The following is a 12,743-nucleotide window of genomic DNA, read 5'->3' as shown; positions in this document are numbered from 1 at the left end:
CACTGCCCGGCGTGGAACCCGGGCCGAACGGCTGCGCCTACGAAAGAGATCCCAAAAATGAACATCGCAGAACAGTTGGAGAAGCTCCGCGCTACCCGTGCCGAGCTGGAAAAGCAGCTCTCCGCCGTCATGAAGAAGCCGGCCGACGAGCAGCGCTCGCTGAACACCGGCGAGCAGGAGGAGTTCGACTCGCTGAAGAGCCAGATCACCTCGATCGATGGCGACATCGAGCGCTACGAGCACCTGCAGGCGATCCAGGCCAAGTCGGCCACCACCGTTGCGACCATCGTCAAGACGCAGGGCTCGGCTACCGTCGGCGCCGAAGGCCGTACGCTGGAACCGGCGCAGCTGAAGACGGTCGACAAGACCGATGCAGGCATCGGCTTCGCCCGTATGGCCCGCTGCCTGGCCGTGTCGCATGTCCACCACCAGAATCCGCTGGACGTGGCGCGCGCCATCTACCCGAACGATGAGCGCCTGCACGGCATCATCCAGGAGAAGGCCGCGGTGCAGGCTGCCAGTACCGGCAACGCGACCTGGGCCGGAAACCTGATCACCGATGGCGGTGTGGCCTTCGCCGACTTCGTCGAGTGGCTGCGTCCGCGCTCGCTCCTGGGCCAGGTCTCCGATCGACTGCGCAACCTGCCGTTCGATACCCCGGTGCTGGTGCAGGGTTCGGCCGGCACCGCCAAGTGGGTCAAGGAAGGCGCTGCAAAGCCGCTGACGAAGTGGTCGTACACCCGTGCGAAGCTGACCCCGCTGAAGGTTGCTGCGATCGCTGCGGCGACCAAGGAAACCATGATGCGCGCCACGCCGGCGGCCGATGCGCTGCTGCGCGACGAGCTGGGCCGGGCGGTCAACCAGACCATCGACACGCAGTTCATCGATCCGGATGCAGCGGCCGTCGCCGACGAGGCACCCGCCTCGATCCTGAATGGCGTGCCGGCGACCACGGTTCCGGCTGGCAGCGATCCGGACTCGATCCGCGCTGGCGCTGCGGCGCTCATGAATGCCATCGCAGGTTCGAACCTGTCGTTGGCGGGCTCGTTCTGGGCGATGTCGGAGCGCACCGCAATCGCGCTGTCGCTGATGGTCAACCCGCTGGGCGCTTCCGAGTTCCCGGGCATCAACTTCACCGGCGGCACCTTCCTGGGCCTGCCTGCGTTCGTGTCGGCGTATGTGCCGGACGATGAAGACGGTGCGGTCATCGCACTGATCAAGGGCGACGAGATCTTCCTGGGCGACGAAGGCGGCCTGCAGGTTTCGATGTCGGACCAGGCATCGCTGGTGATGGATGACGCGCCGACCATGAACAGCACCACGCCGACTGCGCAGCAGGTTGTCTCGCTGTGGCAGACCAACAGCGTGGCCTTCCTGGTCGAGCGCTTCATCAACTGGCAGCGTCGCCGCACGCAGGCCGTCGCCTGGGCCCGCGTGAACTGGGGCAGCGGTTCGGTTCCGTCCAGCTCGTAACCGACACGTGGCGGGGCCTTCGGGCCCCGTCACCTCCCACGAATTGCGAGGTTCCCATGAGCAAGGTCGATATCGTCGGACGCGGCGGCCGAGTGATCAGCGTGCATCATCGTGTTGCTGCGGCGCTGGAGCAGCGCGGCGGCTATCTGCGGCGTGACATGGTGGCGCAATCGCCCGTCGCGCCGAATCCGGGCGCCAAGGCGCCTGCGCCTGGAAAGGCGAAGAAGAAGGCCAAGAAGGTGGTGGCCAAGGCTGGCCAGCCGAACAAGGACGCATCCGTATGACCGGTTTCTCGCCCCGGGAGTTGGCCATTGCCGCTGGCGTGCGCCGGCATGGCGTCGACTACCTCAAATCGCTGTCGCCGGTAGTTGCCGCGCCGGGGCGGGACAGCTGGCATACCCTGACCGTGCAAGAGCCATTCACGGGTGCGTGGCAGCGCAACATGGAAGAGCGCGCGACCACTGTCCTGACCTATCCGACGCTGTACGCCTGTCTCAACCGCATCGCATCCGACATCGGCAAGCTGCCTTTCGTGCTGAAGACGGAGGACGCGAACGGCGTTTGGCGCGTCGAGAGGAACAACACCGCCTACGCCCCCGTTCTGCGCAAGCCGAACAACTACCAGATCGCGCAGCAGTTCCGCGCAGCCTGGATGCTGTCCAAGCTGATCCAGGGCAATGCCTACGTCCTGAAGGGCCGCGACAATCGCCAGGTCGTCAACCGACTCTGGGTTCTCGATCCGTGCAGCGTGCAGCCGATGGTGTCCGACAGCGGAGAGGTCTTCTACAAGCTCAACTACAGCACCGGTACGAACCTGCTGCCGGAGAACTATCCAGGCACCCAACTGATCGTGCCGGCCAGCGAGATCATTCACGACCGGATGAACTGCTTCCATCACCAGCTGATCGGCGTGCCGCCGCTGTGTGCGGCGCACTGGCCGGCGGTGAAGAACATGAAGATCCTGAAGGACTCCACCACCTTTTTCTCCAACGGCGCCAATCCGGGCGGAATCCTGACCGCGCCGGCTGGCATGTCCGACGAGGACGCGCAGGCAGTGAAGGACTACTGGAACAGCAGTTTCCAGGGTTCCAACGCCGGCAAGGTGGCGGTGGTAGGCGCCGACATGAAGTTCACCCCGTTCGCTTTCAAGGCGGCGGATTCGCAGTTGGTAGAGCAGATGCGGTACTCCGACGAGCAGGTGTGCCAGCCGTTCGGCATCCCGCCATTCAAGATCGGCATCGGCTCCATCCCTGCGGGCATGAAGGTCGACGACATCAACCAGCTGTACTACTCGGATGCGCTGCAGGCGCACATCGAGGGCATCGAAGAGCTACTGGATGAGGGCCTGGGAATTTCCCGCCCGATGGGGGTGGAGCTGGATCTGGAGCCGCTGCTGCGCATGGACGTGGGCAAACAGGCGGACGTGCACACCAAGCTGACCGGTGGTGGCATTGAGACCCCGAACGAGGGCCGACTGGCGTTCAACCTTCCGCCGCTGGAGGGTGGCGACACCGTCTACATGCAGCAGCAGGACTTCCCGCTCGACCAGGTCCGGCAGAACAAGATCGCGGCCGAGCCCGAGGCCGCACCGGTGGCGCCGTCCGTCGAGACCGACGACACACCGCCTGACGACAGCGACGAGCTGCGCGCGCTGCAGCAGGAGAATTTCATGATGAAGGCCCTTCACGCCGCGCGAGCCGAGGTATTCCGCAATGACTGACCCCATCGACTTCGGCAAGGAAATCGGCGGCCTGATCCGGGAGGCGATCGCACCGGTGAAGCGGGAGCTGGAGGAGCTGCGCGAGCGGGCTCCGGAGAAGGGCGACCCCGGCCAGGATGCGGAGCCGGTGGACGTGGATGCGCTGGCCGACCTGGTCGTGGCCAAGCTTCTGGAATCTCCGCGCCTGCAGACGTTGGTCGACCTGGCCACCGCCGATGCCGTCTCCAAGCACTTCGAAGCCAACCCGGTGCAGCACGGCCGGGACGCAGACCCCGCAATGATCGAGGCAAAGGTAAAGGCCGCTGTCGACGCGCTGCCGGTGCCGAAGGATGGCCGTGACGCGGGTCCAGTCACCGAGCAGCAGCTGGCTGCGGCGGTGGCCAAGCACCTGACCGAGAACCCGCCGCAGGCCGGCGCCGACGGTGTCGGCCTGGCCGGCGCCATGATCGATCGCGCCGGCGAGCTGGTAATCACCACCACGAAGGGCGAGACGATCAGGCTGGGCAAGGTCGTTGGTGAGGATGGCCAAGACGGCCTCAGCTTCGAGACAGCCACCGGCGACTACGACGCCGAGCGTGGCTTCGTCATCACGCTGGGTGCCGGCGACCGCCGAAAAGAGTTCGTGCTGCCCTACATGGTGCACCGCGGCTTCTGGCGCGAAGGCCTGGGCGTGAAAGCGGGCGAATCGATCACCCACGACGGCGCGCTGTGGATCGCCAAGCGGAGCAATGCGTCGAAGCCCTGCCTGGAGAACGATCAGGACTGGGCGCTGGGCGCACGCAAGGGGCGCGACGGCAAGGACGGCAAGAGCGTGCGCGTTCCGGCCGAGCCCGTGCAGCTGGGTGGCAGCCATGCGTGAGTTCGTCACCCCGGCGGACGCCCGCGAGCAGATGCGCATCGACAGTGACGCTGATGACCGCTGGCTGGCCATCTGGATTCCGGCCGTGTCCGAGTCTGTGGCAGCGTGGCTGAAGCAGGAGTGGCGCCTGTACGTGCTGCAGCGCGACTCTGATGGGGAACTGGTCCGTGACAGCGCAGGCCGGCCTGTGCCGGCCGAGGACAGCAGTGGCGAGCCGATCCTGCACCCTTCGGTGATCGCCGCGACGCTGCTGGAGCTGGCCTCGCAGTACCGCTTCCGCGAAGGCGAGGGTGACAACGTGGTGCCGGCCGATGCTGGCCACGGCTACGTTCTGTCGAAGGCCGCCACCGCACAGCTGGCGCCGCTGCGCCGCACGACGGTGGCCTGATGAGCAACGTTGCCAGCGGAACCCTGCGGCACCGGGTGCTGATCCAGCAGCAGGTGACGACCAGGGACAGCGATGGTATCGAGCAGACGGCGTGGGTCGACGTGGCCACCGTATGGGCGTCTGTCGAGCCGCTGTCCGCCCGAGAGTTCATCCAGTCCGGGCAGACACAATCGGCGGTCACGGCACGCATCACGATGCGCTACCGCGACGGTCTGCTGCCGTCGATGCGCCTGGTCCATCGCGGCGAGATCTTCAACATTGCCGGCCTGCTGCCGGACAAGGCTTCGGGGCTGGAGTACATCACCATTCCCGTCTCGGCCGGGGTCAACGACGGCCAATGATCGAGATCGACCTTCTTGGACCAGGCCCGAGCGCATCGGCATGCCTGGCCGAGCGCCTGCGCGGGCGCCGCGTCGGCGTAGTGGGCAATGCCTTTGAGCTGGCGCCGTGGGCGGAGTTCCTGGCGGCCAGCGATCGGCAGTGGTGGGACAAGTACCCGGAGGCGCGGCAGTTCGCTGGAGCGCGCTACAGCAGCCACCGGATCGGCGGAGTGATCCAGCTGCCCGGGGCACTGACCAACTGGAACAGCGGTGTTCTGGCGCTGGCGGTTGCCGCCCACCTGGGCGCGACGCTGGTTCGACTGCACGGCTTCGACATGCACGGCAGCCACTTCTTCGGACCGTACGCCAACGGCCTGACCAATACGGCGCCGGCGCGGCGCGAGATCCACAAGCAGCAGTTCGCCCAGTGGGCGAGGCAGAACCCCCACGTCCGCGTCGTGAACTGTACGGCCGGCTCATCTCTCAGGTGCTTTGAATTCGATGAACAGATTGCCGCTTAACTCGGTGCGCGGTCGCATCCGCGCCTACATCGAGAGCCATGCAGGTGCCTTGGGCGATGATGTGCTGGAGGTCGGCAGCCGCATCCATGACCCGGCGGCCTGGTGGTGTACGAACCGCGATCTGGCTACCGGCCAGTGGACCGGCATCGACATGCAGGCGGGCGAGGGCGTCGACCAGGTGGCCGACATCCACGACCTGCCGACCGAATGGACGGGGCGCTTCAGCGGCATCGTGTGCTCGGAGGTGCTGGAGCACGTGGCGCGGCCCTGGCTGGCGCTGCCGGAGCTGCGCCGGGTGCTGCAGCCGGGCCGTCTGTTGGTGATCACCACGCTGTTCGCCTTCCCGGAGCACGGCTATCCCGACGACTACTACCGCTACAGCCAGAGCGGCCTGCGGCTGCTGCTGGCCGATGCCGGCTTCAGCGACATCGCCACCGAGTATGCCGGCGAGTTGCCGATTGAACTGAACGATCACGGTGAGCGCGGGGTGGCCCGTCGCCGGCTGCCGATGCACACCTTCGCGGTGGCGCGATGCTGACGCTGCTGACTGCCACCGGTGCCCGGCCGGCTGCCTGGGCGCTGTGCGAGCGCTGGATGGCCAGGCAGGACTACGCCGGCCCCGTCCGCTGGATCATCGTGGACGATGGCCCGGAGCCGCAGCCGGTAACCTTCCGGCGCGATGGTTGGCAGTTGGTGCTGGTGCGCCCATCGCCACACTGGGCACCCGGGCAGAACACGCAGGCTCGAAACCTGCTGAAGGGGCTGGCCGCAGTCGATCCGGCCGACAGCCTGGTGATCATCGAGGACGACGACTGGTATGCGCCGGACTGGCTGAGCACTGTCGCCGCCGAGCTACAGCATGCCGAGCTGGTGGGCGAGCACCGCGCTCGCTACTACAACGTGAAGCAGCGACGCGGACGCCAACTGGTGAACACCGGCCACGCCAGCCTGTGCAGTACAGCGATGCGTGGATCGGCGCTCCGGGACTTCGCCGACGCCTGCCGATCACGGCCGAAGTTCATCGACCTGGAGCTGTGGCGCCGCCCCCGCGACCGCCGGCTATTCGGTGGCCACCGTGTCGTGGGCATCAAGGGTCTGCCCGGTCGCGGTGGCATCGGCATGGGGCATGACCCCGATTTCAAGGGTGAGGCCGACGCCAGTGGCGCGTTGCTGCACGCCTGGATTGGCGAGGATGCCGAGGTGTACCTGTGAAGGTCGAACTTCAGATTCATGGGATCGATGGCGTTCTTTCTACGCTGGAGGCGTTGCCAGCGGAGGTTGTGAGCAAGCGGGGCGGCCCCGTGAAGTTGGCACTGGCCAAGGGGGCGCGGCTGCTCCGCGATCAGGCGAAGGACAACTTCCGTCGATCTGCAGCTATCGGCGGGGTCGACAGTACCGACACGACTGTCAACAACATCATCGCCAGTCGCGGAAAGGCGCCTGTAGGAACAAAGGGTGAGCGTCAGCTGGTGCGGGTAAAGCGCAAAGCGTTCGTGAACGCGCATGGATCGAAGACGACCACTCGCAAGGCCGCCCAGCTTATGGAATACGGGTCCAGTACCCAGCCGGCCTATCCGTGGTTGCGTCCGGCCGTCCAGCGACGAGGAACCCAGATCATCGATGTGATCACCGAGGACCTTTTGAAGAGGCTCGACCAGATCACCAAGCGCCTGGCCGCGCAGAACGGAGGGCGCCGCTGATGTTCCCGAAGGTGTATCGAACTATCCGCACCGCGGCGGTGTCGGCGATCGTCGACGACCGCATCGGCCGGCACGGTGAGGTGGCGCAGACCGAGACCCGCCCCTACATCGTCTGGCAGATCGTGACGGGTTCGGCATTCGACAACCTGAGCGCTGCCCCTGGTGGCGATTTCACCACCGTGCAAATCGACTGCTACCACGCGACCGACGCAGGCGTAGAGCAGCTGGCAAAGACCGTTCGCGCCGCGCTGGATGGCGTGCTGATCGTCAACCGTGTCGTGGTCAACAACCGCGACCCAGATACCATGCTGTACCGCGTCGGCCTCGAAGCCGACTTCATCGACCAGCGCTGATTGCTGGTCATCCGTTATGCCGCCCTCGCGCGGCCCTTCAGAGGAAACTGCCATGACCGAGGGCGTCGTTAAGACCCAGGGCACCCATCTGTTCTTCGTCAACCCGAATGCGGCCGGCGGCCCGGCGATCGTGAAGTTCGCCTGCCCCACCGGCGCTTCTGGTCTGGGCGGCGCTGCCGACCAGATCGAATCGACCTGCCTGGATGCGACGGTGGACAAAGAGTACCAGCGAGGGTTGGGCAACCCGGGCCAGGTGTCCATTCCGTTCAACTACATCCCCAGCGACGCATCGCACGATGCGCTGTTCAAGCTGAAGGACACCGGCGAGAACGTGAGCTGGTACATCGGCCTGAGCGACGGCACTGCTGCGCCCACGCTCGACACCGAGGACGAGTTGGTCCCTCCGCTGGCAACTGCACGGTCCGGCTTCCTGTTCAACGGCTACATCTCCGACGTGAACATCGACATCGCCACGAACGAGATCGTGCGCGGCACGGTTACCGTCCAGCGCAGCGGCGGCGTCACCCGCTACGGCAAGCCGCTGGCCTGAGTCTTCACAACCGCCCGGCGCCCCTGCGGCGCCGTGGCGAAACATCGCTACGGAAATAGCCCATGACAGAGACCACCAACACTGCAGCCCCGCTGCTGGATCCGTCGCTTTTCATCTCCGATGACGTGCACGAACGGGAGGTGATGCTGGCCGACGGAAAGAAGCACACCTTCTACATCCGTGAGCAGGAAGCCGGAGTTCTGCGCGGGTTCTTCGCCGGCCAAGCAAGCGAAGATGCGGACAAGCAGGCCGAGACCATGGCACGCCTGATCGCCAAGTCGATCTGCGATCCGGAAGGAAACCCGGCTCTTTCGCTGGCTCAGGCCAAAAGGCTGAAGTTCGCTGTGCAGATTGCGCTGACCAAGGAAATCAGCGAGGTGCACAGTTACCAGGGAAAGGAGACCTCGCCCGGCGAGGAAGCGGCGAGTGGTTCCGATACCAGCTCGCTTTGAGCCTTGGCAAGACGCTCGGCGAGATCGATGCGATGCCCGCAGCTGAACTGGACGGCTGGCGGGCCTTCTACGAGCTCTACCCGTTCGACGACCTACACCGATTCCATCGACCAGCTGCGGTCGTAGGAGCCACTTTCGGCGGCAAGTTTGAAAGCATCCTGACCTTCCTCGCGCCAAGCCCAAATGACCCCGAGCTAAGCGACGCTGACCGCGACGTTGCCAAGGCTCTTGGCTTTTAACAACCGGATCTAATCATGGCCACTGCAGGCTCGATCGTCGTTGATCTTCTGATGCGCACGGGGTCGTTCGAGACCGACACGAACCGTGCGTCCAAGCAGATGAAGAAGCTGGGCAAGGACTCCACCGACGCTGCTGCTGACATTGGGAAGGCCTTCGGCAAAATTGCAGGAACCGCTGTGGGTGGCTTGGCGGTTGCTGGAACGGCAGTTCTGAACTGGACCCGACAGCTCGTTGATGCGTCAACAGAGCTGGAGAAGTTCTCTCGCCTTTCCGGAACCAATGAGCAGGTGTTCCAGCGCATGGCGGCCGGCGCTGCCACTGTCGGCATCCAACAGGACAAGCTGGCCGACATTTTCAAAGACACGCAGGACAAGCTTGGCGACTTCCTGAGCACCGGCGGCGGTGCAATGAAGGACTTCTTCGAGCAGATTGCGCCCCGGGTCAACTTGACGGCTGACGCGTTCCGGAACCTTAGCGGCCCCGAAGTCCTGCAGAAGTACTACAAGGCTCTAGAGGATGCCGGGGCGTCACAGGCCGACATGGTCTTCTACATGGAAGCGATCGCAAGCGACTCGTCGTTGCTCGCTCCACTCCTGGCGCGAAACGGTGATGGATTCCGTAAGTGGGGTGATGAAGCTCAGCGCCTTGGTGCGGTACTGGATGCGGATACGCTCGCATCCATGAAGGCGGTGAAGGAACAGTCGAACCAAATCCAACTGGCGTTCCAGGGCTTGAAGAACGAAGTGGCGGCAGAGCTGCTGCCTCAGTTCAAGGAGCTGACCGCCTTCCTGGGCTCCGACCAGACGAAGAGCGCCTTCACCTCTGTCACCAGGTGGGTGGGCGACTTGGTTGCGGAGATGGCAAACGGCGCCGTTCTTATCGTGAACTTCATCGACAAGGTGCGGCAGCTTCGGAATCTGGACGCAGGCGGTTCGGTTGGAGCCACGGGAGACGCCGCCCTAAACGATCGGCTTGCCAATCTGAATGATCAGATTGCCAACGCCAAGCGGCTGGCAGATGCTGCGCCGTTCGAATCAACGCGACAGGCGAACCTTCAGATCCTTGAGGGATACAGAAAGCAGCGGAGGGAGATAATCGAAGAGTTGAAGCGGCGTAGCGGTCCGCAAGTGACGTTGATCGATGACGGCCAGATGCTTCCCGAATCGGCGCTCAAGCCTGCCGCCTCCAAGGCCGGGACCTTTCGCGCGAAGTCCGTTGACAAAGAGGCAGAAACGTCCTCCAAGAAGCTGTCTGATGCGATCAAGTCAGCCAATGACCAGCTAGAGCGTCAGATCGCCCTGTTCGGCGACAGCTCGGAGCTGAGCCGGGTCAATTACGAGATCCAGTCCGGCGGCCTGAAGGGTATCGACGCGGCAGCGCAGTCTGCGCTCCGTTCCAGTGCCTCGCTGCTGGACATGCTCGGCAACATCGACGAAGCCGAGTCGATCATGGGCGAGAGCGCCCAGAAGTTCGCCGACGCCTTCGACGGCATGTTCGGTATCGACGACGACACTAGCTCGTCGGTGGAGCAGACCTTCGGGCAGTGGAGCACCTACGCCGACCAGGCCGCGCGGAATATGCAGGACGCCTTCGCCGACTTCCTGTTCGATCCGTTCTCCGAAGGCTTGGGCGGGATGGTTCAGAGCTTCGCGAAGACGCTGCAGAAGATGGCTGCCCAGGCGGCTGCGTCCCAGATTTTCCAGATGATCGGGAACTGGGCGAACAGCTACAACGGGGCCGGATCGAGTTGGGTCAATGCCATCGGCAGTGCCATTGGTGGAACGTCTGGAGGCCGCGCCGGCGGCGGTCCAGTGGCAGCCGGCAGTATGTACCGGGTGGGCGAAGGCGGTCGGCCTGAGCTGTTCGACCAAGGTGGTAAGACCTACCTGATCCCCGGCGATGCTGGATCCGTCCGTCCGATCACAGCCGGCCTGCCCGCATCTTCGCTGAGTGCTGGAACCGGGATGAGCAACACCTTCAACACCACGCTCAATGTCACCAGCGACGGTGCGAGCAGCACACAGCAAGGCACCGGCAGCGACCAGGGCCGGCAGGTGCAGCAGGCATTTACGCAGATGATCAACCAGTGGGCGGTACAGCAGTCGCGCCCCGGTGGTCTCTTCCACCAGATGAGTACGCGCAATGGCTGAAGTATTTTCGTGGTGCGTTCGCACCGAGATCAACGGCTCTGGTGACTTTCTGGTTCGGGAGGCGCAGTTCGGCGACGGATACAGGCAGAGCGCATCCGACGGACTCAACAATGAGACACAGCAATGGCCGATCTCCATTGTCGGCCGAGCGGACAAGATCCGGGCGGCGCTGGAGTTCCTGCGCGCGAGGAAGGGGGGCGTCTCGTTCCTGTGGACGCCCCCGCTAGGCGTGCAGGGGTACTACCAGTGCAAGTCGTACTTGCTGACCCCGCACGGCAATGATGTCTACACGCTCAGCGCCACCTTCGAACAAACTTTTCAGCCGTAAGGACGGACCATGGCCCGCCAGATCATCGACACCACGACCGACCATGGGGCCTACAAGGGCGACCCTGCGAAGGTTGCCTTCGACAAGGTCAATGCAAACGACGCAGAGCTGTACGCACTGGTTGCCGGCCTGACTGCGGTTGGCGGCAAGAACATGCTCATCAACTGCGGTTTGCCGATCAACCAGCGGGTGTTCTCCGGTGGTGCGCTGGCAGCGGGTGCATACGGGTACGACCGCTGGAAGGCTGGCGCGGGCGGCTGCAACGTGACCATCAACGCGACGACAGGTGTGTTCACCCACACCAGCGGGCCATTGCAGCAGATCGTGGAGGCCCCGGTGCTGGCGTGGGGGCAGCCGTTGACCATCAGCGTGGAGAATCCTAGCGGAACCATTGCCGTGAGCGTGGGCGGAGCCACTGGCACTATCACCTCCGGCACCGGGCGGCGAGGCGTGACTCTGACCCCATCGGGCAGCGGCAACATGACGGTCCAGCTGACCGCCACCGGCGTCACCTACAGCCGTCCGCAGCTGGAGCGGGGGAGTGCTGCCACGGCCTTCGACGCTCGGCCCGTAGCGGCGGAGCTGGCCATGTGCCAGCGGTACTACGAGAAGAGTTATCCCATGTCTGTTGCACCGGGCGTGGCGCAACAGTTGGGGCGCCGTGGCGGTGGCCAAGCGGGCGTGGCTGGTTCTGCGATGTACTTCGTCCAGCCATATCTGGTGCAGAAGCGTGCTGTTCCAGCGCTCACGATCTACAACCCCAGCAACGGCGCTGGTGGAGGCGTGGCAAACGATAGTGGCGCGATCGTGATTACCCAGCTGCCGTACTCGTCTGATAGCGCCTTCGAACTGAACTGGACGAACGCGGCCGGCCGCTGGGGCGGCTGGTTCCACTACGTCGCTGATGCGGAGCTTTGACATGTACGAGCTGACGAGCAACCCCGATATCCTGAAGTGCACTGAGACCGGCGCCTTCATCCCCCGCGACAGCTATCTGTGGCCGGCGGAGTGGCTGGAGGCCAACACCCCGGCGCCGATGCCGCCGCCCTACGTCCTGCACAGCCCGGAGCACTACCAGGCGATCCGTGCGGAGGCGTGGGAGTGGATGACTGCGTGGGTGAAGGAGCGGCGTTACGACACGATCGAGACGTGCTGCAGCTACTTCAACAGCAGCGTGCCGCGCTACCGTGACGAAGCCCGTGCGATGGTTGCCTGGCGCGATGCGGTGAACCAAGAGCTGGAGGCACTGGCGCTGGCCGCCCCCGTGGGCATCGAGACCTGGGATCAGGTCCGTGCACTGCTGCCGCAGCCGGAGACGTTCAACTGGCCTGGGGAGGTCTCCCTGCCGCTGGGCGCCGCTGAATCGGCGGTGCTGGAATGATTACCGCAGACGCCCAGCAGCTTGAACCGGGCGGACGCGTCACGGTCTACGAACTGGATGCCAGCAGCTTCGGCGCCGACCAGCTGTTCTTCCACGCGCATCTGCAGTCGGGGGTGATCTGGTGGCAGGGGCAGGAGTACGGTGCCTGGCCGATCGAGGCGACCGGCTTCGAGCGCACCAGCGACCAGCCGCCGAACCCGCGATTGAAGGTCGGCAATCTGGACGGCCGGATCGCCGCCATGTGCATGCTGTACGGCGACATGGTCGGGGCCAAGGTGATCCGCCGGCAGACGCTGGTGAAGTACCTG

The 12,743-nt window shown here is 64.7% G+C and carries 19 protein-coding genes; all 19 read left to right on the top strand.

Annotation, left to right across the window (positions count from 1 at the left end; all coding sequences use genetic code 11):
- Positions 1–57 precede the first annotated feature (57 nt).
- A complete protein-coding gene (locus ACZ4SV_RS35530) occupies positions 58–1,473 on the top strand; it encodes a phage major capsid protein (RefSeq protein WP_468010979.1) in 1,416 nt (471 codons plus the stop codon).
- A 56-nt stretch (positions 1,474–1,529) separates the two neighbouring features.
- Positions 1,530–1,757 (top strand): hypothetical protein, encoded by a 228-nt coding sequence (locus ACZ4SV_RS35525; protein ID WP_468010975.1) that lies wholly within the window; start codon positions 1,530–1,532, stop codon positions 1,755–1,757.
- A complete protein-coding gene (locus ACZ4SV_RS35520) occupies positions 1,754–3,193 on the top strand; it encodes a phage portal protein (protein ID WP_468010971.1) in 1,440 nt (479 codons plus the stop codon). Before ACZ4SV_RS35525 ends, ACZ4SV_RS35520 begins: the two co-directional genes overlap by 4 nt.
- Positions 3,186–4,052, top strand: a complete 867-nt coding sequence (locus ACZ4SV_RS35515; protein WP_468010968.1) for a hypothetical protein — start codon at positions 3,186–3,188, stop codon at positions 4,050–4,052. The genes ACZ4SV_RS35520 and ACZ4SV_RS35515 overlap by 8 nt, the downstream gene beginning before the upstream one ends.
- Complete coding sequence (locus tag ACZ4SV_RS35510; RefSeq protein ID WP_088497105.1) at positions 4,045–4,440, top strand: head-tail connector protein; 396 nt, start codon at positions 4,045–4,047, stop codon at positions 4,438–4,440. Before ACZ4SV_RS35515 ends, ACZ4SV_RS35510 begins: the two co-directional genes overlap by 8 nt.
- Positions 4,440–4,781 (top strand): phage head closure protein, encoded by a 342-nt coding sequence (locus ACZ4SV_RS35505; RefSeq protein WP_366643762.1) that lies wholly within the window; start codon positions 4,440–4,442, stop codon positions 4,779–4,781. Before ACZ4SV_RS35510 ends, ACZ4SV_RS35505 begins: the two co-directional genes overlap by 1 nt.
- A complete protein-coding gene (locus ACZ4SV_RS35500; protein ID WP_468010959.1) occupies positions 4,778–5,281 on the top strand; it encodes a hypothetical protein in 504 nt (167 codons plus the stop codon). The genes ACZ4SV_RS35505 and ACZ4SV_RS35500 overlap by 4 nt, the downstream gene beginning before the upstream one ends.
- Positions 5,262–5,819, top strand: coding sequence for a class I SAM-dependent methyltransferase (locus ACZ4SV_RS35495; RefSeq protein WP_468010955.1), 558 nt, complete (start codon positions 5,262–5,264; stop codon positions 5,817–5,819). The genes ACZ4SV_RS35500 and ACZ4SV_RS35495 overlap by 20 nt, the downstream gene beginning before the upstream one ends.
- The gene (locus ACZ4SV_RS35490; RefSeq protein ID WP_452093726.1) at positions 5,813–6,493 is read left to right on the top strand and encodes a glycosyltransferase family A protein; all 681 of its coding nucleotides are present in this window, start codon (positions 5,813–5,815) and stop codon (positions 6,491–6,493) included. Before ACZ4SV_RS35495 ends, ACZ4SV_RS35490 begins: the two co-directional genes overlap by 7 nt.
- Positions 6,490–6,981, top strand: a complete 492-nt coding sequence (locus ACZ4SV_RS35485; RefSeq protein WP_261728340.1) for a hypothetical protein — start codon at positions 6,490–6,492, stop codon at positions 6,979–6,981. The genes ACZ4SV_RS35490 and ACZ4SV_RS35485 overlap by 4 nt, the downstream gene beginning before the upstream one ends.
- Entirely contained in the window at positions 6,981–7,334 is a 354-nt protein-coding gene (gene gp17, locus ACZ4SV_RS35480; protein WP_452093571.1) for a tail completion protein gp17, read from the top strand. The genes ACZ4SV_RS35485 and gp17 overlap by 1 nt, the downstream gene beginning before the upstream one ends.
- Positions 7,335–7,386: 52 nt before the next feature.
- Entirely contained in the window at positions 7,387–7,884 is a 498-nt protein-coding gene (locus ACZ4SV_RS35475) for a phage tail tube protein (protein WP_452093570.1), read from the top strand.
- Positions 7,885–7,946: 62 nt separating this feature from the next.
- A complete protein-coding gene (locus ACZ4SV_RS35470) occupies positions 7,947–8,336 on the top strand; it encodes a phage tail assembly chaperone family protein, TAC (protein ID WP_362189908.1) in 390 nt (129 codons plus the stop codon).
- Positions 8,333–8,575, top strand: coding sequence for a hypothetical protein (locus ACZ4SV_RS35465; RefSeq protein WP_362189911.1), 243 nt, complete (start codon positions 8,333–8,335; stop codon positions 8,573–8,575). Before ACZ4SV_RS35470 ends, ACZ4SV_RS35465 begins: the two co-directional genes overlap by 4 nt.
- A 15-nt stretch (positions 8,576–8,590) precedes the next feature.
- Positions 8,591–10,726 (top strand): hypothetical protein, encoded by a 2,136-nt coding sequence (locus ACZ4SV_RS35460; protein ID WP_468010940.1) that lies wholly within the window; start codon positions 8,591–8,593, stop codon positions 10,724–10,726.
- Entirely contained in the window at positions 10,719–11,054 is a 336-nt protein-coding gene (locus ACZ4SV_RS35455) for a phage tail protein (protein ID WP_468010935.1), read from the top strand. Before ACZ4SV_RS35460 ends, ACZ4SV_RS35455 begins: the two co-directional genes overlap by 8 nt.
- Before the next feature lie 9 nt (positions 11,055–11,063).
- Positions 11,064–11,972: a hypothetical protein gene (locus ACZ4SV_RS35450; RefSeq protein WP_468010932.1), complete on the top strand. Its 909-nt coding sequence runs from the start codon at positions 11,064–11,066 to the stop codon at positions 11,970–11,972.
- Position 11,973: 1 nt separating this feature from the next.
- Positions 11,974–12,435 carry a hypothetical protein gene (locus tag ACZ4SV_RS35445; protein ID WP_468010928.1) on the top strand — a complete coding sequence of 154 codons (462 nt, stop codon included), beginning with the start codon at positions 11,974–11,976 and terminating at the stop codon, positions 12,433–12,435.
- The coding region (locus ACZ4SV_RS35440) for a phage minor tail protein L (protein ID WP_468010925.1) at positions 12,432–12,743 on the top strand (312 nt) is incomplete at its 3' end. The genes ACZ4SV_RS35445 and ACZ4SV_RS35440, both read left to right, overlap by 4 nt.

The sequence above is a fragment of the Streptomyces sp. NPDC027672 genome (genome assembly GCF_055566335.1).
Note: the sequence above shows the minus strand (reverse complement) of the source record. Positions and strands in the feature narration are given on the sequence as shown.

What these genes read in the sequence shown, in the direction of transcription:
- ACZ4SV_RS35530 (WP_468010979.1), top strand. Translation starts at nt 58, where the DNA reads ATGAACATCGCAGAACAGTTGGAGAAGCTCCGCGCTACCCGTGCCGAG.
- ACZ4SV_RS35525 (WP_468010975.1), top strand. Translation starts at nt 1,530, where the DNA reads ATGAGCAAGGTCGATATCGTCGGACGCGGCGGCCGAGTGATCAGCGTG.
- ACZ4SV_RS35520 (WP_468010971.1), top strand. Translation starts at nt 1,754, where the DNA reads ATGACCGGTTTCTCGCCCCGGGAGTTGGCCATTGCCGCTGGCGTGCGC.
- ACZ4SV_RS35515 (WP_468010968.1), top strand. Translation starts at nt 3,186, where the DNA reads ATGACTGACCCCATCGACTTCGGCAAGGAAATCGGCGGCCTGATCCGG.
- ACZ4SV_RS35510 (WP_088497105.1), top strand. Translation starts at nt 4,045, where the DNA reads ATGCGTGAGTTCGTCACCCCGGCGGACGCCCGCGAGCAGATGCGCATC.
- ACZ4SV_RS35505 (WP_366643762.1), top strand. Translation starts at nt 4,440, where the DNA reads ATGAGCAACGTTGCCAGCGGAACCCTGCGGCACCGGGTGCTGATCCAG.
- ACZ4SV_RS35500 (WP_468010959.1), top strand. Translation starts at nt 4,778, where the DNA reads ATGATCGAGATCGACCTTCTTGGACCAGGCCCGAGCGCATCGGCATGC.
- ACZ4SV_RS35495 (WP_468010955.1), top strand. Translation starts at nt 5,262, where the DNA reads ATGAACAGATTGCCGCTTAACTCGGTGCGCGGTCGCATCCGCGCCTAC.
- ACZ4SV_RS35490 (WP_452093726.1), top strand. Translation starts at nt 5,813, where the DNA reads ATGCTGACGCTGCTGACTGCCACCGGTGCCCGGCCGGCTGCCTGGGCG.
- gp17 (WP_452093571.1), top strand. Translation starts at nt 6,981, where the DNA reads ATGTTCCCGAAGGTGTATCGAACTATCCGCACCGCGGCGGTGTCGGCG.
- ACZ4SV_RS35475 (WP_452093570.1), top strand. Translation starts at nt 7,387, where the DNA reads ATGACCGAGGGCGTCGTTAAGACCCAGGGCACCCATCTGTTCTTCGTC.
- ACZ4SV_RS35470 (WP_362189908.1), top strand. Translation starts at nt 7,947, where the DNA reads ATGACAGAGACCACCAACACTGCAGCCCCGCTGCTGGATCCGTCGCTT.
- ACZ4SV_RS35460 (WP_468010940.1), top strand. Translation starts at nt 8,591, where the DNA reads ATGGCCACTGCAGGCTCGATCGTCGTTGATCTTCTGATGCGCACGGGG.
- ACZ4SV_RS35455 (WP_468010935.1), top strand. Translation starts at nt 10,719, where the DNA reads ATGGCTGAAGTATTTTCGTGGTGCGTTCGCACCGAGATCAACGGCTCT.
- ACZ4SV_RS35450 (WP_468010932.1), top strand. Translation starts at nt 11,064, where the DNA reads ATGGCCCGCCAGATCATCGACACCACGACCGACCATGGGGCCTACAAG.
- ACZ4SV_RS35445 (WP_468010928.1), top strand. Translation starts at nt 11,974, where the DNA reads ATGTACGAGCTGACGAGCAACCCCGATATCCTGAAGTGCACTGAGACC.